At 73.6% G+C, this 18,990-nt stretch carries 19 protein-coding genes and 2 pseudogenes; 12 read left to right on the top strand and 9 right to left on the bottom strand.

Annotated elements, in window-relative coordinates; all coding sequences use genetic code 11:
* Positions 1-109 precede the first annotated feature (109 nt).
* Positions 110-1,108 (bottom strand): aldo/keto reductase family protein, encoded by a 999-nt coding sequence (locus ACFOX0_RS06215; protein WP_377542641.1) that lies wholly within the window; start codon positions 1,106-1,108, stop codon positions 110-112.
* Between the two features lie 98 nt (positions 1,109-1,206).
* Positions 1,207-3,405, bottom strand: coding sequence for a WG repeat-containing protein (locus ACFOX0_RS06210; RefSeq protein WP_377542637.1), 2,199 nt, complete (start codon positions 3,403-3,405; stop codon positions 1,207-1,209).
* A 2,810-nt stretch (positions 3,406-6,215) separates the two neighbouring features.
* On the opposite strand from ACFOX0_RS06210, the gene ACFOX0_RS06205 reads away from it, so the two are divergent.
* The 3 genes from ACFOX0_RS06205 to ACFOX0_RS06195 are packed head-to-tail and all read left to right on the top strand — an operon-like array spanning position 6,216 to position 8,729.
* Positions 6,216-6,938: an ABC transporter permease gene (locus ACFOX0_RS06205; protein WP_377542635.1), complete on the top strand. Its 723-nt coding sequence runs from the start codon at positions 6,216-6,218 to the stop codon at positions 6,936-6,938.
* Positions 6,931-7,749 carry an ABC transporter permease gene (locus ACFOX0_RS06200; protein ID WP_377542633.1) on the top strand — a complete coding sequence of 273 codons (819 nt, stop codon included), beginning with the start codon at positions 6,931-6,933 and terminating at the stop codon, positions 7,747-7,749. The genes ACFOX0_RS06205 and ACFOX0_RS06200 overlap by 8 nt, the downstream gene beginning before the upstream one ends.
* 5 nt (positions 7,750-7,754) lie before the next feature.
* The gene (locus ACFOX0_RS06195; RefSeq protein WP_377542631.1) at positions 7,755-8,729 is read left to right on the top strand and encodes an ABC transporter ATP-binding protein; all 975 of its coding nucleotides are present in this window, start codon (positions 7,755-7,757) and stop codon (positions 8,727-8,729) included.
* Between the two features lie 14 nt (positions 8,730-8,743).
* On the opposite strand, the gene ACFOX0_RS06190 is transcribed toward ACFOX0_RS06195, so the two are convergent.
* Positions 8,744-9,346: a helix-turn-helix domain-containing protein gene (locus tag ACFOX0_RS06190; protein ID WP_377542629.1), complete on the bottom strand. Its 603-nt coding sequence runs from the start codon at positions 9,344-9,346 to the stop codon at positions 8,744-8,746.
* 55 nt (positions 9,347-9,401) lie between these two features.
* Between ACFOX0_RS06190 and ACFOX0_RS06185 the strand changes: the two genes are divergently transcribed.
* Together ACFOX0_RS06185 and ACFOX0_RS06180 are read left to right on the top strand one after the other, a co-directional pair.
* Positions 9,402-10,205, top strand: a complete 804-nt coding sequence (locus ACFOX0_RS06185; protein WP_377542627.1) for an AzlC family ABC transporter permease — start codon at positions 9,402-9,404, stop codon at positions 10,203-10,205.
* Complete coding sequence (locus ACFOX0_RS06180; RefSeq protein ID WP_377542624.1) at positions 10,199-10,507, top strand: AzlD domain-containing protein; 309 nt, start codon at positions 10,199-10,201, stop codon at positions 10,505-10,507. The genes ACFOX0_RS06185 and ACFOX0_RS06180 overlap by 7 nt, the downstream gene beginning before the upstream one ends.
* A gap of 90 nt (positions 10,508-10,597) precedes the next feature.
* On the opposite strand, the gene ACFOX0_RS06175 is transcribed toward ACFOX0_RS06180, so the two are convergent.
* The 3 genes from ACFOX0_RS06175 to nadA form a co-directional block, all read right to left on the bottom strand.
* Complete coding sequence (locus ACFOX0_RS06175; RefSeq protein WP_377542622.1) at positions 10,598-11,197, bottom strand: DUF3043 domain-containing protein; 600 nt, start codon at positions 11,195-11,197, stop codon at positions 10,598-10,600.
* Positions 11,198-11,265: 68 nt separating this feature from the next.
* The gene (gene murA, locus ACFOX0_RS06170; protein ID WP_377542619.1) at positions 11,266-12,690 is read right to left on the bottom strand and encodes a UDP-N-acetylglucosamine 1-carboxyvinyltransferase; all 1,425 of its coding nucleotides are present in this window, start codon (positions 12,688-12,690) and stop codon (positions 11,266-11,268) included.
* A 134-nt stretch (positions 12,691-12,824) separates the two neighbouring features.
* Positions 12,825-14,042 carry a quinolinate synthase NadA gene (gene nadA, locus ACFOX0_RS06165; protein ID WP_377542617.1) on the bottom strand — a complete coding sequence of 406 codons (1,218 nt, stop codon included), beginning with the start codon at positions 14,040-14,042 and terminating at the stop codon, positions 12,825-12,827.
* A 67-nt stretch (positions 14,043-14,109) separates the two neighbouring features.
* Here nadA and ACFOX0_RS06160 point away from each other — a divergent pair.
* The 5 genes and pseudogenes from ACFOX0_RS06160 to ACFOX0_RS06140 all read left to right on the top strand — a co-directional run.
* A pseudogene (locus tag ACFOX0_RS06160) lies at positions 14,110-14,283 on the top strand (glycerate kinase); the annotation flags it as partial.
* 162 nt (positions 14,284-14,445) lie between these two features.
* Positions 14,446-15,423, top strand: a pseudogene (locus ACFOX0_RS06155) (glycerate kinase family protein); the annotation flags it as partial.
* Between the two features lie 179 nt (positions 15,424-15,602).
* Positions 15,603-15,971 carry an iron-sulfur cluster insertion protein ErpA gene (gene erpA, locus ACFOX0_RS06150; RefSeq protein ID WP_377542615.1) on the top strand — a complete coding sequence of 123 codons (369 nt, stop codon included), beginning with the start codon at positions 15,603-15,605 and terminating at the stop codon, positions 15,969-15,971.
* A gap of 235 nt (positions 15,972-16,206) precedes the next feature.
* Entirely contained in the window at positions 16,207-17,184 is a 978-nt protein-coding gene (locus ACFOX0_RS06145; RefSeq protein ID WP_377542614.1) for a carbohydrate kinase family protein, read from the top strand.
* Entirely contained in the window at positions 17,181-17,687 is a 507-nt protein-coding gene (locus ACFOX0_RS06140) for an AAA family ATPase (protein WP_377542612.1), read from the top strand. The genes ACFOX0_RS06145 and ACFOX0_RS06140 overlap by 4 nt, the downstream gene beginning before the upstream one ends.
* 119 nt (positions 17,688-17,806) lie before the next feature.
* On the opposite strand, the gene ACFOX0_RS06135 is transcribed toward ACFOX0_RS06140, so the two are convergent.
* The gene (locus tag ACFOX0_RS06135) at positions 17,807-17,995 is read right to left on the bottom strand and encodes a DUF397 domain-containing protein (protein WP_377542610.1); all 189 of its coding nucleotides are present in this window, start codon (positions 17,993-17,995) and stop codon (positions 17,807-17,809) included.
* Between the two features lie 14 nt (positions 17,996-18,009).
* Positions 18,010-18,162: a Scr1 family TA system antitoxin-like transcriptional regulator gene (locus ACFOX0_RS06130; protein WP_377543090.1), complete on the bottom strand. Its 153-nt coding sequence runs from the start codon at positions 18,160-18,162 to the stop codon at positions 18,010-18,012.
* Positions 18,163-18,270: 108 nt separating this feature from the next.
* On the opposite strand from ACFOX0_RS06130, the gene ACFOX0_RS06125 reads away from it, so the two are divergent.
* Both ACFOX0_RS06125 and ACFOX0_RS06120 read left to right on the top strand, forming a co-directional pair.
* The gene (locus tag ACFOX0_RS06125) at positions 18,271-18,483 is read left to right on the top strand and encodes a type II toxin-antitoxin system HicB family antitoxin (protein WP_377542608.1); all 213 of its coding nucleotides are present in this window, start codon (positions 18,271-18,273) and stop codon (positions 18,481-18,483) included.
* Complete coding sequence (locus ACFOX0_RS06120) at positions 18,480-18,704, top strand: type II toxin-antitoxin system HicA family toxin (RefSeq protein WP_377542606.1); 225 nt, start codon at positions 18,480-18,482, stop codon at positions 18,702-18,704. The genes ACFOX0_RS06125 and ACFOX0_RS06120 overlap by 4 nt, the downstream gene beginning before the upstream one ends.
* Positions 18,705-18,725: 21 nt before the next feature.
* On the opposite strand, the gene ACFOX0_RS06115 is transcribed toward ACFOX0_RS06120, so the two are convergent.
* Positions 18,726-18,941: a sulfurtransferase TusA family protein gene (locus ACFOX0_RS06115; RefSeq protein ID WP_377543088.1), complete on the bottom strand. Its 216-nt coding sequence runs from the start codon at positions 18,939-18,941 to the stop codon at positions 18,726-18,728.
* Positions 18,942-18,990: the final 49 nt, after the last annotated feature.

Genomic DNA, 18,990 nt, shown 5'->3' with positions numbered 1-18,990 from the left:
CGCCGAGCCGCGGCCTGATCCGGCCGGCCGTCGAGCCGCGGCCGGACAGACACCCGCCGCCGGTCCGCGGTCGCCGCCCCGGGCGACCGCGGACCGGTCGGTCACGCCGTCACGGACGCTGGGACGGGCTGACGGTCCGGGCCGGGTCCCGCTCGGCGATCGGGTCCATCACCTCGTCGATCGCCTTCATCAGGTCGGCGTCGAGCCGTACGCCGGCCGCCTTGACGTTGTCGTGCACCTGTTCCGGCCGGGTCGCGCCGATGATCGCCGACGACACGTTGGGGTTCTGCAGCACCCACGCGATGGCGAGCTGCGCCATGCTGAGGCCGGCCTGCTCGGCCAGCGGACGCAGCCGCTGCACCGTGCCGAGCACGTCGTCGGTCAGCAGCCGGGAGATGAAGCTCGCGCCGGACTTCTCGTCGGTGGCCCGGGAACCGGCCGGCGGCGGCTGACCCGGCAGGTACTTCCCGGTCAGCACGCCCTGGGCCATCGGCGACCAGACGATCTGCCCGATGCCCAGCTCCTCGCTGACCGGCACCACCTCGGCCTCGATGACCCGCCACAGCATCGAGTACTGCGGCTGGTTGGAGACCAGGTGGATCTTCAGCTCGCGGGCCAGCTCGTACCCGGCGCGGATCTGCTCGGCGGTCCACTCGGAGACGCCGATGTAGAGGGCCTTGCCGGACCGGACGACATCGGCGAACGCCTCCATCGTCTCCTCCAGCGGGGTGGAGAAGTCGTACCGGTGGGCCTGGTAGAGGTCGACGTAGTCGGTCTGCAACCGGCGCAGCGACCCGTCGATCGACTCCATGATGTGCTTGCGGGACAGGCCGCGGTCGTTCGGGCCGGGGCCGGTCGGCCAGAAGACCTTGGTGAAGATCTCCAGGCCCTCCCGGCGCTCACCCTGCAACGCCCGGCCGAGGACCGCCTCGGCGCGGGTGCCCGCGTACACGTCGGCGGTGTCGAACGTGGTGATGCCGGCCTCCCGCGCGGCCCGGACGCAGGCCAGCGCGGCTTCCTCCTCGACCTGCGAGCCGTGGGTGATCCAGTTGCCGTAGGAGATCTCACTGACCAGCAGGCCGGAGCGGCCAAGGTGTCGGAATTCCATGACCCGACCCTAACGCCTGCCCGGCCCGCGACAGCGACCGCGGACCGGGACGCGCGGCCGTGCGGTGCGGGCGCGACCGGCCGGTGGCCGGCCGATGGTCAGAGCACCGGCTTGGTGTCGGCCAGCAACCGGTCGATCTCGTCGAGCACACCGACCCGGCTCGGGTGCACCGGGTCGATCAGCGGCTCGCCCCGCCGATCCAGCGCACCCCAGTGCCCGACCCCGCTGCTGACCAGGAACGCCACCGGGTGGATGACCAGGCCGGGATGGGTGGGCGGGACGATCACCCGACCGGTGCGGTCGACCACGCCCTTGCGGCCGTCGGCGTCGACGATGGCCAGGCCCTCGTCGGTGAAGCCGTCGACGTACCGGCCGTCGGTGAGGGCGGTGGCGAAACCGGTCCAGCGCATCGGCACCACCACCTGTCCGGTCCGGTCCACGGCACCCCAGCGGCCCCGCCGTACCGCGGCGATGCCCCGCCGGAACGGGCGTACGTCGTCGAAGCCGACCGGGATGACCACCCGGTCGGTCCGGTCGATGGCGATCCAGCCGCCGGTCGCGGCGCGGGACACCCAGGCCAGCCCGTCGGAGAACGAGCCGACGTGCAGGTAACCGGCGGACGCCCGGATCACCAGGTCGCCCGACTCGTCGATCAGTTCCCAGGCGTCGGCCTCGGGCCGGCGTACCCAGGCCAGTCCCTCCCGGAACGGCTGGACCTCGGCATAGCTGGGCGCGATCGCCAACTGGCCGTCCGGTTCGGCGTAACCCCAGCGCTGCACCCGCTCGCTGAACGTCGGCACCGGTGGCCGGTGGGTCTGCAGGACCTCGTCCCGGGTACGCGGGTACGGTCCCCAGCCGTTCTCCGCGACCTTGGTGAACACCGCGTCCAGCGCCAGTTCGGTCCGGGCGATCAGGTCCGGGTCCTCGACCCGACGCAGTTCGAGGGCGCGCTCGAAGTGGTTGCACGCCTCGATGTAGCGGCCCTGGTCGTAGCAGGACCGGCCGGCGTGCTCGTGCATGGTGGCCCGCAGCCGGTCCGGCAACTCCGGCGAGTTGGCCTCCTCGAACAACCGGTCGGCCTCGGCGAAGTCGCCCCGCCACTGCAGCACGTGCGCCAGCCGGGCCTGGGCGATGGCGATCCGCCGCAACTCGCCGGTGGCCTCGGCGTGCGACAGGGCGAGCCGGCCGTCGGCGTACGCCTTGCCCAGGTCGCCGAGGATCCGGGAGACCACGGCGCGCAGGCTGAGCAGTCGGGCCCGGGTGCGGTTGTCGGTCGACCCGTCCAGCTTGTCGGTCAACCGGTCCCGCACGGTCCGCAGTTCCTCGGGGTCCTCGACCAACTCGCGCAGCGTCTCATGGTGGAACCGCCACCGGTACGCCGAGAGCACCTGCTCGGGGTCGGCGGTCGGCGGCTGGTCCACCGGACCAGCCGGGGTGGTCGGGCCGGGCGGTCGCCCGTCGGGTTTCGCACCGGGACGGACGACCGGTGCGAGCACGGTCGGCGCGCGCAGCGCGGTGGCCGCGCCGGCGGCCGGGCCGTCCGGGGCGGGCAGCACCGTGTCCGGGCTCGCCTCGGCGGTCGGGCCGGTCCCGGTGGCGGGACCGTTCGCGGTCGTCGGGTCCGTCGTCGGCGGGTCGGCCGGTGGACCGGTGGGCGGGGTCGGCTTCGTCAACGGGGTGAACCAGGGGTCATAGCCGGTCTCCTCGGCGGCGGACTCCGCGCTGGCGGGGGTCGGATCCGCGACGGTCGTGGGGGTCGTGGGCTCGCCCGGCAGGTCAGGGGATGCGGGCGTCGGTTCGGACGCGGTCGCGTCGGACGGTGGGGTTCCGGTCGGGGCAGGTGCGGGCGGCTCGGCGGCCGGCCCGACGGACGTGACCTCGGCGGGAGTGGCTGCGGCCGGGTTGTCGGCCTGGCCCACCTCGTCGAGGCCGTCGGCCGTCGCCGGGGAGCTGTGGGTGTCCGCGGCCGGTTCCTGGTCCCGCGGTCTTTCGGCGTCGGGTTCGGCGTCGGCCGGCGGCGGTGGGTCGGCCTCCGGTCCGGGCGCGAGCGCCTGGTCGGGGCCGGACGTCGGGCTTGTCGCCGGGTCGGGGTCCGGTGCGGGTTCGGGCGTCTGGTCGGGATGGGTCGCCTGCTCGGGGTCCGGTGTGGGCGGAAGCGTCTGGTCGAGGCTGGGCGTCGGGCTTGTCGCCGGGTCCGGGTCCGTCGGTGTCGCTCGGTCCGGCCCGGTGACCGGAACGGCGGCGTCCGAGTCGGGGACCACGGACGGCCGGTCGTCGCCGGGCGCGTCGCCGGGCACCGGAGCCGCGGGTGGCTCGGGCGGTGCGCTCGCCGGCGCCGACGACGCGTCGGTTGCCGGCGCGGTCGGGACCGACGACGCACCGGGGATTCCCGGCCCGCTCGATGCGGCGGCCGGGGTGGCTTCGGACCGTTTGTCGGTCGGCCCGGTCCAGACGGGCGGCGCGGGCGCCCGGGGCTTCCAGACCGGCGGTCCGACGGGGGCGGCGGCTCTGGGAGTCGGCCCGGCGGCGGGGCCCGGTGGCGCCGTGGTCGTCGCCCGCACCGTTGTGCTGCCGGCGTCCCGCTCGGGAGCCGGGGTGGTGCCGGGAGCCGGTGTGGTGCCGGTCGGGTTCGGTGGTGCCGGTTCGGTGCGGGGTGCCGGCGTGGAGCCGGTCGTGTCCAATGCGATGCCGGTTGCCGGCGCGGAGCCGGTCGTCGCCGCGGATTCGGGCACGGCAACCGCCGGCCGGTCGGACGACGTGAACCAGGATCCGGCGGTAGCCGGGGCCGTCGAGGGCCCAGCGGCGACCGGGGACCCCGGATCGTTCCCGCCGTCCGCCGTGGCCGGACCCTCGTCCGCCGGCGGCACGCCGTCATCGCTCACCGGTAGCGGGGCCGGCGCTGGGCGGAACTCCAACCGCAGGCCGGCCACGGGCGGTCGTGGCCGGTTCGTGGACCCCTCGGGGTCGGACTCCGTACGAGGGTCCGACCCGGCGTCAACGAACCGCCGCGGGTCCTGGCCCGTGGGCTGGTGCCGGTCGTGGTCCGTGGGTCGGTGCGGGCCGTGGACCGGGGACCGGTGCGGATCCTGGCCCGTCGGGTGTCCGCTGCCGACCGGTCGTCTCGGGCCACCGCCCGAGGGCCGCCCGGCGTCGTTGGGTCGCCCGGGCTCATTGCGCCGCTCGGCGTCGCTGGGCCGCTCGGCGTCGCTGGGCCGCTCGGGGCCGCTGGGCACTCCGGTGTCGGTGGGGCTTCCCGTGCCGGTAAGGCGACGGTCGGCGGGCTGGGACGGGCCGGGGGCGAGCCAACCGGACCGCGCCGGCATTCCGTCGGGCCGCGGGATCGACTCCCGCTGACCGGTCGGTGCCGGGCCGTCGGGACGCGGCGGACGGACACCGTCGGCCGGCCGCGCCCGGTCGTCCGGGCGCCGTACGTCCGGCTGCCGGCCGGCCGGAACCGGACCGGCGTGCGGCGGCCGTCCGGCTTCCGGCGGGTGCGGACCCGGTCGCCCCCGATCGTCCGGGCGCTGCTGCGGGGCGTACCGGTCCGTCGGGCGGAGGCCCGGATCCGGGTACGGGCCCGCCGGTCGGTGCCGGTCGTCGGGACGTGGACCGGGTTCCGGACGGCCGAAACCGGCGGCGTGACCGTGGTCCTGGGCGGGCCGCCGGTCGTCCGGACGGAGCCGTTCGGTGGGGGCGGGTCGACGCTGCTGCGGATCGGGCGCGCCGTACCGGTCGGCCTCGGACGGCATGCCGCCGCTCGGGTGTCGGTCGCGCGCTGGCGGCTCCCGGTCCGGCCGGGCGTGCGGTGCCGGATTCCGGTCCTGCCGGGCGTACGGTGCCGGCTCACGATCCGGCCGGTCGGGTGGTGCGGGTTCGCGGTCCGGTCGCTGCCGGGGTGTCGGACGGTACGACGTGTCGCGGCCGGACGGGTACGGCGGCGCACCGCGTCGGGCCTCGTCGGGTGGCGGGTCGAGCCGGCGTCCGTCCGGCGTGTCCCGGGGTGGGCGGGGCTGGTCCGGCGCACCCGCGAACCGACGGCCGGCATCGGCGGCCGGTCCGCGGGGCGGTCCGTCGGTCGGCGGGTTCCACCGGTCGGCGGGCCGGTCCGCGGGCCCGGCCGGTCGCCGGGTGTCCTCGGGCGGGGGTGTCTCGGATCGGTACTGCCGGTCGACCTTCGGCCCGGTGGACCGGGCGTCGGCGCGAGCCGAGGCGGATCGGTACGTGCCGTGGTCCGGCGCGGGCCGGCCACCCGGCTGGCGGTGGTCGTCGAAGCGGTGGACGTCGTCATCCGATCGCCGGTCCGGCCGGCGGACGCCGTAGGTGCCACCCCCGGCCGGGCTGACCGGCCGCCCGTCGACCGAACGCCCGTCAACCGGCCGCCCGTCGACCGAACGCCGATCGCCCGACCCCCCGTCGATCGGGCGGGCGTCGACGGAACGGGCGTCGATCGGGCGGGAATCCGCGGGCGGTGAGCTGATCGGCGGTGCTCCGCCCCGGGTGCGGCGATCGGTGCCCTGCGGGTGACCGGACGGATCCGGGCGTCGGTCGCCGTACCGGCCGGTGGACGCGGCGTCGTCCGGTCGGGCACCGGAATCAGCACCAGCACCGGAACCAGCACCAGCACCAGCACCGGAACCGGGGCGTTCGACCGTGGCCCGGCCGCGGGCGACCCGGGGCGTGGGTTGCGGCCGGCGCCGCGGGCCGACGTCACCGGGATAGCGCTGGCCCGGAAAGGCGGCGGTCCACTCCGAGGTGGGCGCGAAGACCCACTCCGGTTCGGCGGGCTCCCCCCAACGGCCGGTGTACCGGCCCGTCATGTGGTGGCCCCGCTCCCGTGGGGCGCGCCGCGCGGCCGGGTCAACGGCGCACGTCGCTCGCTCACGGCGGTATCACCTCATCGATTTCCCGTTATGCAGTCGACGACGCACCGGCTACGGTGACCGGCTTGGTGTCGCGGAAGGAGGGTAACGGCGTGGGCTCGCTCACCGCCAGTACGGGATCCGCCGACAGAGGAAACATTATCCCTCACGTCCGTACATTTGCGGCAATAAGCCGATCGGGGTTTCGTCGCTACTCCACCTACCGGCAGGCCACGGTGGCCGGGGCGGTGACCAACACCGTCTTCGGGTTCATCAAGTGCTACGTCCTGCTCGCGGTGGCGACCGGAGCCGGCGGCGGGCTGGCGGCCGGGTACGACCGGCCCCGGCTGGCCACCTTCGTCTGGGTCGGGCAGGGACTGCTCGCGGTGGTGCTGTTGTGGGGCTGGACCGACCTGGCCGACCGGATCCGTACCGGGGACGTGGCCGTTGACCTGCTGCGTCCGATCCACCCGGTGGTCGGCTACCTGGCCACCGACCTGGGCCGGGCCGGGTACGCGGTGTTCACCCGGTTCCTGCCGCCGGTCCTGGTGGGGCCGCTCTTCTTCGACGTCTACCTGCCCACCCGGTGGTCGACCGGGATCCTGTTCCCGCTGTCGGTGCTGCTCGCCGTGGTGATCTGCTTCGGCTGCCGGTACCTGGTCAACGCCGTCGTCTACTGGGTGCACGACATCCGCGGCCCGCTGATGCTCTGGACGCTGGGCTCCGGCGTGCTGGCCGGCCTCTACTTCCCGTTGCGTTTCCTGCCCGACTGGCTGTACCTGGCACTGTGGACGCTCACCCCGCTCCCGAGCCTGTTCCAGGCGCCGCTGGACGTACTGGTCGAGCGGGATCCCGGGCCGGTCCAGGCGGGAATGGTCGGCGGTCAGGCGGTCTGGGCCGTCCTGGTGCTGGCCGGCTGCGCCGTGGTGCAGCGCCGCGCCGAGCGGCGGCTGGTGGTGCAGGGTGGCTGACCGGGTACGACCGGCCGGCGCCCGGCGGGCCTACCTGGCGCTGCTGCGCGGCCAGGCCCGGGCGCAGGCCAGCTACCGGATCTCGTTCGCGGTGGACCTGGTGGGCTGCCTCGCGGCGGTGGTGTTCGACGTGCTCAGCGTGCTGGTGCTGTTCCGGGTCACCCGGACGCTCGGCGGGTTCGGGGTACGCGAGGCGATGGTGATGGTCGGCCTGTCCTCCTTCTCGTTCGCCACCGCCGACCTGACCGTCGGCAACATCGAACGGATCCGCCAGTACGTCCGCACCGGCCTGCTGGACGCGGTGCTGGTCCGGCCGCTCGGCGTCCTGCCGCAGCTGCTGCTGATGGACCTGCCGCTGCGCAAGGTGTCCCGTTCGCTGTTCGGCTTGGCCGTGCTGGTGGTCGCGCTGGTCCGGGCGCAGGTGCAGTGGACGCCGGGCCGGGTGCTGCTGGTGCTGGTGGCGCCGCTGGCCGGGGTGGTCTTCTTCGGCTCGATCTTCGTCGCCTCGGCCACCGTGGCGTTCTGGTGGATCGACTCGGGGGAGCTCGGCAACGCGCTCACCTACGGCGGGCGGGACTTCACCGCGTACCCGGTGACGGTCTACGGTGGGTGGTTCCGCGCGGTCTTCGCGTACGGGATGGGGTTCGCCTTCGTGGCCTACCACCCGGCGCTGGCGTTGCTGGGCCGGGCCGATCCGCTCGGCCTGCCGGGCTGGGTGAGTTGGGCCGCGCCGGGCGTCGCGGTGCTGGCGGCGGTGGCGGCCGCCACGTTCTGGCGGACGGCGGTCCGGCACTACCAGAGTGCGGGGTGAGGAACGTGACGACCGTGATCGAGGCGACGGCCCTGCGCAAGGAGTTCGACGTGCGGGTCCGGGTCGGCCGGTTGCGCCGGCAGCGGCGGACCGTGCCCGCGGTGGACCGGATCGACCTGACCGTGACCCGCGGCGAGATGGTCGGTTACATCGGTCCGAACGGCGCGGGCAAGTCCACCACGCTGAAGATGCTCACCGGCGTGCTGACCCCGACGTCCGGCACGGTACGGGTCTGCGGCCTGGACCCGGTGGCCCGGCGCACCCGGCTGGCGATGCGGATCGGGGTGGTCTTCGGGCAGCGCTCCCAGTTGTGGTGGGACCTGCCGCTGCGCGACTCGTTCGAGCTGCTGCGGCACATCTACCGGGTGCCGGCGGCGCGGCACGCGGCCCGGCTGCGCCGCTGCCGGTCGCTGCTGGACCTGGACGGCTTCCTGGACGTCCCGGTCCGGCAGCTCTCGCTCGGCCAGCGGATGCGCGGCGAGCTGACCGCCGCCCTGCTGCACGGTCCGGAGGTGCTCTTCCTCGACGAGCCCACCATCGGGCTGGACGTGGTGAGCCGGCAGGCGGTCCGCGAGTTCCTCGCCGAGCTGGGTCGCGCCGGCGACACCACCCTGCTGCTCACCACGCACGACCTGGCCGACATCGAGCGGCTGTGCCGGCGACTGGTGGTGATCGACCACGGTCGGGTGGTGCACGACGGGACGATCGAGGCGCTGCACGCCCGGTACGGGTCCCGCCGGCTGGTGGTGGTCGACCTGGACGCCCCGTCGGTCGACCCGCCGGTGGTGCCCGGCGCGCCGCTGCACCGGGTGGAGTCCGACGGCCGGCGCCTGGTGTACGCCCTGGAGACGGCCACCGCGGCCGAGCTGGTGGCCCGGCTGTCCGGGCTGACCGCGCTGCGCGACCTGTCGATCGTCGAACCGGACATCGAGGACGTGGTGACCCGCCTCTACCGCACGCCCACCCAGCTGACCCGGTAGATCGCGGTTGACCGTCAGCGGTGCTCCATGACGAGGACGGCGGCGGTGCCGGGCGCGAGTGCCTCGTACCGGTGCGGCACGTCGCCGGGGAAGGCCACGTAGTCGCCCGGGCCGAGCTCCACCAGGTCCGAGGCGGGGCCGGCGCGCAGCCGGCCGGTCGAGACCACCAGGTGCTCGACGGTGCCGGGGTTGTGCGGCTGGGCCTCCCGCACGGTGCCGGGTTCCAGCTCGAGCCGGTAGACGTCCCGCCGGGCATGCCCGGGACCGGCGGAGAGCAGGGTGGCGGTGAAGTCGGCCTGGTCGGAGCTCAGCCGGGGCCCGTCGCCGGCCCGGATCACCCGTACGTCGGGTCGGGGCTGCTCGACCAGCCGGCTGAACGGTACGCCGAGCGCCACGCCGAGCGCCCAGACCGTCTCGACGCTGGGGTTGCCGGTGCCCGCCTCCAACTGGGACACGGTCGACTTGGCGATTCCGGCGCGGCGGGCCAGTTCGGTGAGGGACAGCCCGAGCCGGTCCCGTTCCCGGCGCAGGGCGACGGCGAGGACCGAGACGGGGGAGCCGGAGTCAGGGGAGCCGGAGTCGGGGGTACAGCCGGCGGTGGGGTCCGTTCGCTGCATTGGTCGATCCGTTCAGTTTGACGAACAGGCGGCTAGCTGTTCATTATTCTGGACTATGCGTACGGCGCAGCGAACGACCAGTGGCCGGCTCCTCCGGGATGTCGGTGCCATCAGCCTCGCGATGGTGGCGGTCGGTGCCTCGTTCGGCGCGATCGCGGTGGCCGCCGGCCTGCCCGGCTGGGCGGCCGTCGCCATGTCCACCCTGTTGTTCGCCGGCGGGGCGCAGTTCATGGCGGTCGGGCTGATCGCCGCGGGCAGTCCGTTCGCCGCGATCCTGGCCGGGCTGCTGCTCAATGCCCGGCACCTGCCGTTCGGACTGGCCCTCGGCGACACCGTCGGCACCCGGTGGCCGGCCCGGCTGGTCGGCAGCCACCTGATGACCGACGAGGCGACCGCGTTCGCCCTGGCCCAGGCCACCGGGGCCGGCCGGCGACGGGCCTACTGGCTGGCCGGGACGACGTTCTTCGTGACCTGGAACGTCGGCACGGTGTTGGGCGTGCTGCTCGGCGGCGCGACCGGGGACCCGGCGGCGCTGGGGCTGGACGCCGCGTTTCCGGCCGGACTGCTCGCCCTGCTGATGCCGACCCTGCGGGACCGGGAGACTCGGCGGGTGGTGCTGGTCGGCGCGGTCATCGCCCTGCTGGCCACCCCTGTGCTGCCGGCCGGCCTGCCGGTGCTGTCCGCTCTCGCCGGTCTCGCCGTGCTGGCGCTGCCCCGCCGCCAACCGGAGCGCGCCGAGCGCCCCGGGTCGGACGTGACCCATCCCCGACCGGGTGACCAGGGCGAACGGTCGGCGGCCGGTGGACGCGGCGCCGGGACCGGCGTGATCGGGCGGGTCGAAAAGGAGCGGACATGCTGATCATCGCGATCGTCGCGCTGGCGGCCGGGACGTACGGGCTCCGGCTCGCCGGGGTGGTCCTGGCCCGCCGGTACGACCTGCCGGACTGGCTCGGGCGGCTGCTGCCGGTCGCGGCGGCGACCCTGCTGGCGGCGCTGGCGGTGACGGCCGCCCTGACCGATGCGGGCCGCCTCGCCGGGGTCGCCCGCCCGGCGGGCGTGCTGGTCGGCGCGGTGCTGGCCTGGCGGCGCGCGCCGTTCGTACTGGTGGTGGTGGCCGCCGCCGGGACGGCGGCGGTGCTGCGCCTGCTCGGCGTCCACTGAGCCGGACCCGGCACCACCCAGCCTGCGATCGGCGGGGCGGCCGGGCCGGGTGCGACGACGCCCGTCAGGCTGGAATGCGCCGAACCGGAATCAGATCTTGTCGCCGACCTTGACCCGGGGGGCCGGGGCGCGCATCCGGCGGAAGGTGATCGAGCGCATGATCGCGTAGAGGTAGAGCGAGCCCATCCGCTGGTCGGTCTTGGGGAACCGCTGCCGGACCAGCTTGCCGATCCGGCGGGAGATCAGCACCGAGTCGACCACCAGGCCCAGCGCCAGCAGCGCCCAGAGCAGGTTGGAGCCGAGCTGCACCAGCGGCGGCATGCTCGGGGACGAGCCGAGCAGCACGATCAACGCACCGCCGAAGAACCAGGTGCCGATGGTGCGCCGGGAGTCGACCACGTCCCGGGCCAGGGCCCGCTCCGGCCCTCGGTCGCGCGGCCCGCCCTCGCGCCGGAACTCGGCCGCCGCCTCCCGGCGGGCCGCCTGACGCTGGGCCCGGGCCTCCTCCTTGGTCAGCGGCTTGGTCGCGCCGGCCGGCCGGCGCCCCACGCTCGGACGCTTCGGCGTCTCCCTGCCCTTGGCGGGGGTGTAACCGCGGGCACGGGTGGCGGCGGACTCCTCGGCGGGCGTCACCTCGGTGACGGCCTCCTCGGCGAGGTTGCTGGACTTGCGACGAAACAGCGAGGGCACGCCTGAAAGGGTAGCTGGCGGCCGGCGCCACCCGCACACACGGTACGGACGGCGCCGGCCGGACGGCGTTACGGACGCTCGACGTGGGCGCCGAGGTCGGCCAGCTTGGCCTCGAAGTCCTCGTAGCCGCGGTTGATCAGGTCGACGCCGTAGACCCGCGAGGTGCCCTCGGCGGCCAGCGCGGCGATCAGGTGGCTGAACCCGGCCCGCAGGTCGGGGATCACCAGCTCGGCGGCGTGCAGCTTGCTCGGCCCGGCTATCACCGCGGAGTGCTTGAAGTTGCGGCGCCCGAACCGGCATGGGGTGCCGCCCAGGCAGTCCCGGTAGACCTGGATGTTGGCGCCCATCTTGTTCAGCGCCTCGGTGTAGCCGAGCCGCTGTTCGTAGACCGTCTCGTGGACGATCGACAGGCCGCGGGCCTGGGTCAGCGCCACGACCAGGGGCTGCTGCCAGTCGGTCATGAAGCCCGGGTGTACGTCGGTCTCCAGGGCCGTGGCGTGCAGCTCGGTGCCCGGGTGCCAGAACCGGATGCTGCCCTCCACGCCGGCCGAGCCGCCCCGTGGCGGCCGGGCGTCGACCACCTCGTACGACCCGCCGACCGAGCGGAAGATGTTCAGGAAGGTCATCATGTCGGCCTGCTGGGCGCCCAGCACCTCGACGTCGCCGCGGGTGGCCAGGGCCGCGGCGGCCCAGCTGGCGGCCTCGATCCGGTCCGGGATGGGCCGGTGCGAGTAGCCGCCCAGCCGCGGTACGCCCTGGATCTCGATCACCCGGTCGGTGTGCACCTTGATGATCGCGCCCATCTTCTGCAGGATGCAGATCAGGTCGATGATCTCCGGTTCGACCGCGGCGTTGCGCAGCTCGGTGACGCCCTCGGCCATCACGGCGGTGAGCAGCACCTGCTCGGTGGCCCCGACGCTGGGGTACGGCAGCACGAACTTGGTGCCGTGCAGGCCGGTCGGCGCGGTGAGGTGGATGCCCTCCGGCCGCTTGTCGACGACCGCGCCGAACTGCCGCAGCGCCTCCAGGTGGAAGTCGATCGGTCGCGGGCCGATGTGGCACCCGCCGAGGTCGGGGATGAACGCGTGCCCGAGGCGGTGCAGCAACGGACCACAGAACAGGATCGGGATCCGGCTGGATCCGGCGTGCACGTTGATCTCGTCGGTGTCCGCGCTCTCCACGTTCGCCGGGTCGAAGACCAGTTCGCCGTCCTCGTCGCCGTCGGTGATGTTCACACCGTGCAGGCCGAGCAGGCCGCGGACCACCTCGACGTCGCGGATCCGCGGTACGTCGTACAGCCGGCTCGGTTCGTCACCCAGTAGCGCGGCGACCATCGCCTTGGACACGAGATTCTTGGCGCCGCGGACCCGGATTTTTCCCTGTAGCGGGGTGCCTCCGTGTACGACCAGGACGTCGTCGGTCAACGCAACCTCCAGCGCGTTGGTGGTGCCGGTAAAAGTCGGGCGGGCGCTCGATTGTCCGTCGCTACCCATGGGGCGAGTGTCGTCAAACAGCTCGCGCGGTGTCGTCGCTCCGGCAGCATAGTCCTCGGTCACGGAAATGGCTCCGCCAACCCGGATTGGCGGGTACGAATCGACCGGATCGGTGCGTATCCGTAGGAGCGCGATTACACCCAGTCATTACGCTGAGTGGTTGCGGCCACCGGCTTGTCCGCGCCGGGCAGGGCCAGCATCTGGTCCAGGGCCACCCGGGCGTGGTGCGCGGTGTCCGGGTCCACGGTGATCTGGTTCACCACCCGGCCGGCGACCAGCTCCTCCAGCGCCCAGACCAGGTGCGGCAGGTCGATCCGGTTCATCGTCGAGCAGTAGCAGACCGCCCGGTCCAGGAACATGATCTCCTTGTCCGGGTGTGCCAGCGCCAACCGGCGGACCAGGTTGAGTTCGGTGCCGATCGCCCAGGACGTGCCGGCCGGCGCCGCCTCGATGGTCTTGATGATGTACTCGGTGGAGCCGACCAGGTCGGCGGCGGTGACAACCTCGTGCCGGCACTCCGGGTGCACCAGCACGGTGACCCCGGGCACCCGCTGCCGGACCTCGTTCACGCTGTCCAGGGTGAACCGGCCGTGCACCGAGCAGTGCCCCCGCCAGAGGACCATCTTGGCCTCGCGGAGCTGCGCGGCGGTCAGCCCGCCGTGCGGCTTGTGCGGGTCGTAGAGCACGCAGTCGTCGAGGTCCAGCCCCATCTCCAGCACGGCGGTGTTGCGGCCGAGATGCTGGTCGGGCAGGAACAGCACCCGCTGGCCGCGCTCGAACGCCCAGTCCAGCGCCCGCTTCGCGTTGGACGAGGTGCACACCACCCCGCCGTTGCGGCCGACGAAGCCCTTGATGTCGGCCGACGAGTTCATGTACGTCACCGGGACGGTCGAGCCGGCGACACCCGCGTCGGTCAGGTCGTCCCAGGCCTTCTCCACCTGGGTCAGCGCGGCCATGTCGGCCATCGAGCAACCGGCCGCCAGGTCGGGCAGGATGACCCGCTGCGAGTCGCCGGTCAGGATGTCCGCGCTCTCGGCCATGAAGTGCACGCCGCAGAAGACGATGTACTCCGCCTCCGGCCGGGCGGCCGCCTCGCGGGCCAGCTTGAACGAGTCGCCGGTCACGTCGGCGAACTGGATCACCTCGTCCCGCTGGTAGTGGTGGCCGAGGACGAACACCGAGTCGCCCAGCGCGGCCTTGGCGGCGGCCGCGCGGGCCACCAGGTCGGGGTCGCTCGGCGCCGGCAGGTCACCCGGACACTCCACCCCGCGCTCGGTGGCGGGGTCGCCGCCACGGCCGAGGAGGAGCAGCGCTGTCGCCGTGTTGGACGGCTCAACCCAGGTCGAAGTCACGCACCCATGATCCCACAGCCGGGGCCGCGCACGACCGGTCCCGGTGTGGGCTGCCACACTGCCGGGCATGCGGATCCTGATCTGTCCGGACAAGTTCGCCGGCACGCTGTCGGCCCCCGAGGTGGCGGCGGCGCTGGCCGAGGGCTGGCGGGAGCGGGCCCCCGGGGACGAGATCGTGAGCCGACCGCTGGCCGACGGCGGCCCGGGCTTCGTCGACGTCCTGGCCGAGGCCCTGCCGGCGACGGCCCCCGACCGTCCGGCGGCGACGGCCCCCGACGGTCCGGCGGCGACGGCCCCCGACGGTCCGGCGGCGACGGCCCCCGACGGTCCGGCGCCGGCCGGTCCGGCGCCGGCCGGCCGGGCCGCGACCGGGGCAGCGACCGGGGCCGGGGTCGGGGCCGGGCGGCGGGTGCCGGTGCCGACCGTCGATCCGCTGGGCCGGCCGGTGACCGGGGAGATCCTGGTGGCGCCGGACCCGGCCGACGGCGTGCTCACCGCCTTCCTGGAGAGCGCCCAGGCGTGCGGGTTGCACCTGCTGTCCGCCGCCGAGCGCGATCCGAAGATCACCACCTCGTACGGGTTGGGCCAGTTGATGGTCGCGGCGGTGGAGACCGGTGCCCGTCGGCTGGTGATCGGTCTCGGCGGTTCGGCGGTCAACGACGGCGGTGCCGGCCTGCTCGCCGCGCTGGGCGTCACCCCGGTGGACCCGACCGGCGCCGCCCTGCCGTACGGCGGGGCCGCGCTGACCGCCCTCGACGCCCTGGTCGGCGCGCCCCGGCTGCGCGGGGTCGAGCTGGTGGCCGCCACCGACGTGGACAACCCGTTGACCGGGCTGCACGGCGCGTCAAACGTCTACGGCCCGCAGAAGGGCGCCGACCGGGCGGACGTACTGCTGCTCGACGCCGCGTTGGAACGACTCGCCGGGGTGCTGGAGCGGGACCTGCCGGGCTGCCCGGACGGCCTCGCCGGGCTGCCCGGAGCCGGTGCGGCCGGCGGCCTGGGCGCGGCGATCCTGGCCCTGGGTGGTCGCTGCGAGTCCGGTATCGGGCTGGTCGCCCGGTTGATCGGGCTGGCCGAGGCGGTGGACCGGGCGGACCTGGTGATCACCGGTGAGGGGTCGTTCGACCACCAGTCCCTGCGCGGCAAGGTGGTCGCCGGGGTGGCCGGCGCGGCCCGGGACCGTGGGCTGCCCTGCGTGGTGGTGGCCGGCCGGGTCAGCACCGGCCGGCGGGAGGCTGCCGCGGCCGGGGTGACCGAGACGGTCAGCCTGGTGGAGCACTTCGGCGGTGAGCAGAACGGCGGTGTCGAGCGGGCGATGACCCGCCCGGCCGAGGGCCTGCGCGCCGTCGCCGCCCGGCTCGCCGGCCAGTGGAGCCGCTGAGAGATTTTCGTCCCACCGGGCGCCGTCCCGACCCGCTCGTCCGGACCCGGGGGCGGCGGTCCCCGGGCCGGCGGGGCCGCGCCGACCTACAATGAATCCGGACCCGATTGGGAATCAACGGCCAGACGGATAGCGTTGGCCAGTACGGACATCACAAACCGTCGCAGGGAGAGTTCCACGTGACCACGCCAGCGCAGACCGAGTCGACCGAGGCCAAGGCCCCGACCGGCGTCGTCCTCACCGACGTCGCCGCTGAGAAGGTCAAGGCCCTGATCGAGCAGGAGGGCCGCGACGACCTGCGGCTCCGGGTGGCGGTGCAGCCCGGCGGCTGCTCCGGACTGCGGTACCAGCTGTTCTTCGACGAGCGCTCGCTCGACGGCGACGTCGTCAGCGACTTCGGCGGCGTCGAGGTGGTCGTCGACCGGATGAGCGCCCCCTACCTGGCCGGCGCCTCGATCGACTTCGCGGACCGGATCGACGCCCAGGGCTTCACCATCGACAACCCCAACGCGCAGAACTCCTGCGCCTGCGGCGACTCGTTCCACTGAGTCGACCGGCACTCATCTGACTCGACCGGCGGGGCCACCCGCGCGCCGACGGACCGCCCGCTGACCGGGCTGCCGTCCGCCCGCGCGGGTGGCCCCGTCTCGTGTCCGGGTCGCCCCGTCTCGCGTCTGCGGACCCCTCGCGAGTCTGGTACGTAGGGCTGCCGGGCGATTACCGACCCGGTAGGCTGACCCGGCGCCTGAGGGCGCTTCCCGTACCCGACCCCCGAGGGCCGACATGAAGATCGCCGTAACCGGCTCGATCGCTACCGACCACCTGATGAGCTTTCCCGGCCGGTTCGCCGAGCAGCTCCTCGCCGACCAGCTGCACAACGTGTCGCTGTCGTTCCTCGTCGACGAGCTGGTTCTGCGCCGGGGCGGCACCGCCGCCAACATCGCCTTCGGGATGGCGCAGCTCGGCCTCTCCCCGGTGCTGCTCGGCGCGGTCGGCTCGGACTTCGCCGACTACCGGTCCTGGCTGGAACGGCACGGGGTGGACTGCGACTCGGTGCACGTCAGCGATGTCGCCCACACGGCCCGCTTCGTCTGCACCACCGACCTGGACATGTGCCAGATCGCCTCGTTCTACGCCGGGGCGATGAGCGAGGCCCGCAACATCGAGCTGCGCCCGGTGGCCGAGCGGGTCGGCGGCCTGGACCTGGTGCTGGTCAGCTCCAACGACCCGGCCGCGATGCTGCGGCACTCCGCCGAGTGTCGGGACCGGGGGTACGCCTTCGTGGCCGACCCGTCCCAGCAGCTCGCCCGGATGCCCGGCTCGGACGTCGTCGCCCTGATCGACGGCGCCGACTACCTGATGACCAACCAGTACGAGAAGTCCCTGCTGCAGAGCAAGGCCGAGCTGACCGACGAGCAGTTGTTGGAGCGGGTCAAGGTCCGGGTCACCACGTTGGGCAAGGACGGCGTGGAGATCGCCGGCCGGGACATCGAGACCCTGCGGGTGCCGATCGCCCGGGAGATCCAGGCGACCGACCCGACCGGCGTCGGCGACGGCTTCCGGGCCGGCTTCTTCGCCGCCCTGTCCTGGGGCCTCGACCTGGAGCGGGCCGCGCAGACCGGCTGCCTGCTGGCCACCCTGGTGCTGGAGAACTTCGGCGGCCAGGAGTACGAAGTCCGCAACGACGTCTTCGTCAAGCGGATGGCCGAGTCGTACGGCGACGCCGCGGCCGAGGCAGTTCGGCCGCACCTGCATCCGTGAACGGACCGTTGATCGTCCTCGCCGGGTTGCCCGGGGTCGGCAAGTCGACCCTGGCGACCCGGCTCGGCGCCGAACTCGCCGCCCCGGTCCTGCCGGTCGACCCGATCGAGCGGGTGCTGGCCGAGCGCGGCGTCTTCGGTGACCAGGCCGGCCTGATCTCGTACGGCAGCGTCGCGGCGCTGGCCGAGGTGCAGCTGGGGCTCGGGTTGCCGGTGATCGTGGACGCGGTCAACCCGGTCGCCTCGACCCGCGGGCTCTGGCACGACCTGGCCGACCGGACCGGCGTTCCGCTGCGGGTGATCGAGGTCTGCTGCGCCGACGAGGCCGAGCATCGGCGCCGGGTCGAGCGGCGCCACGCCGAGGCGCCCGCCGGACAGGTTGCGACCTGGGAGCAGACCAGGGTGGTCCGCGCCGAGTACGAGCCGTACATCGGCCCGCGCCTGGTGGTGGACACCTCCATCGACGCCGACCCGCTCCCCGGCGTCCTGGCGTACCTGCGCTGAGTCCTTCGCGGCCGGGAGCCGTTCCATTTTCGGGCCCACATCATCTTTCGGGTAAGTACATCGAAGATGTTGTAGGTCGAAAAGGAGAATGCGTCCGTCTGCGGGAAGTCGTCCCGGGCCTACCGGCGGCGAGACACCACGAAGGTCGCCCACTGTGCGGTGGTGAACACGAGCGCGGGGCCGGACGGATCCTTGCTGTCCCGGACGGCGACGTGGCCCGGCAGGACCGCGCACTCGACACAGTCGCCGTTGTTGGTGCTGCGGCTGCTCTTGAACCACTTCGCGGTGCTCAGGTCAGGGGTGTGCACGGAGGCCTCCGAAGCTATGTCGCGCCGGCAAGCTCCCTGATCAACACGAGCGACTCGGCTGGCGAGAGGGCGACCTGGCGCAGGTTGTCTGCCACCATGCTATAGGTGCGTACGGCGTCGGGATCCTGCACGTACATTGCGCCGTCGATCACCTCGGTGTACGCGATGGACCGGACATGGAGAAATCCAGTGCACCGATGTCAGCAACGCGAATGAGCTGGCTCGATCCGTACGGCTATGCGTAGCATTCCGACAGCGCTCCTGGGAGGTGCCCGTTGATCCACACGTTCACGGCCGCGGTTCATCAAGAGGACGACTGGTTCGTGGCCCGGTGTCTCGAGCTTGAGGTCGCCAGCCAGGGTGAGACGGTGGAGGCCGCTCTGGCCAATCTCCGGGAAGCGGTCGAGGTCTACCTGGAGGAAGTCACCCAGCCGGTTATCGAGGCCACTCCACTCGTGACGTCCTTCCAGGTGGGAAAGGCCGCTTGAGTCCGGCCCTCGCCGATCTCCCGTTCCGGAAGGTCGAGCAGGCGCTTCTCAAGGCCGGCTTCGTCCAGGCCAGAATCAAGGGAAGCCATGTGGTCTACCGCAACCCGTCGGGCAAGGTGGTTGTCGTCCCGCAGCACGGCACGGTGAAGCGGGGAACTCTGTCGTCCATCCTGCGGCAGGCGGGGCTCACCAGCGCCGAGTTCCTGAACCTACTGAAATGAACTCGTGCGCGCCGTCGTCGGTCAGTGCCGGCGGCGGACGTCGTACGCGGGGGCGGTGTGCACGGTCGTGGCCGCGACGAACTCGTGGCCGCGCAGCCGGCACCAGGCCGGCAGGTCGACGGCCGCGGCCGGGTCGTCGGCGAGCACCCGGACCACCGCGCCGACCGGCACCTGGGTGATCCGCCGGGCCACCGCGATGACCGGCAGCGGACAGCGCTGCCCCAGGCAGTCGATCACCTCGGCCGGGGTGGGCGGCGGCTCGGCCTGCGCCGGGGTGGGCGGCTCG

It is taken from the genome of Micromonospora zhanjiangensis (assembly GCF_042650605.1).
GTDB lineage: Bacteria > Actinomycetota > Actinomycetes > Mycobacteriales > Micromonosporaceae > Micromonospora_J > Micromonospora_J zhanjiangensis.
The sequence above is the reverse complement of the archived record's forward strand: the minus strand, read 5'-3'. Positions and strand labels throughout refer to the sequence as shown.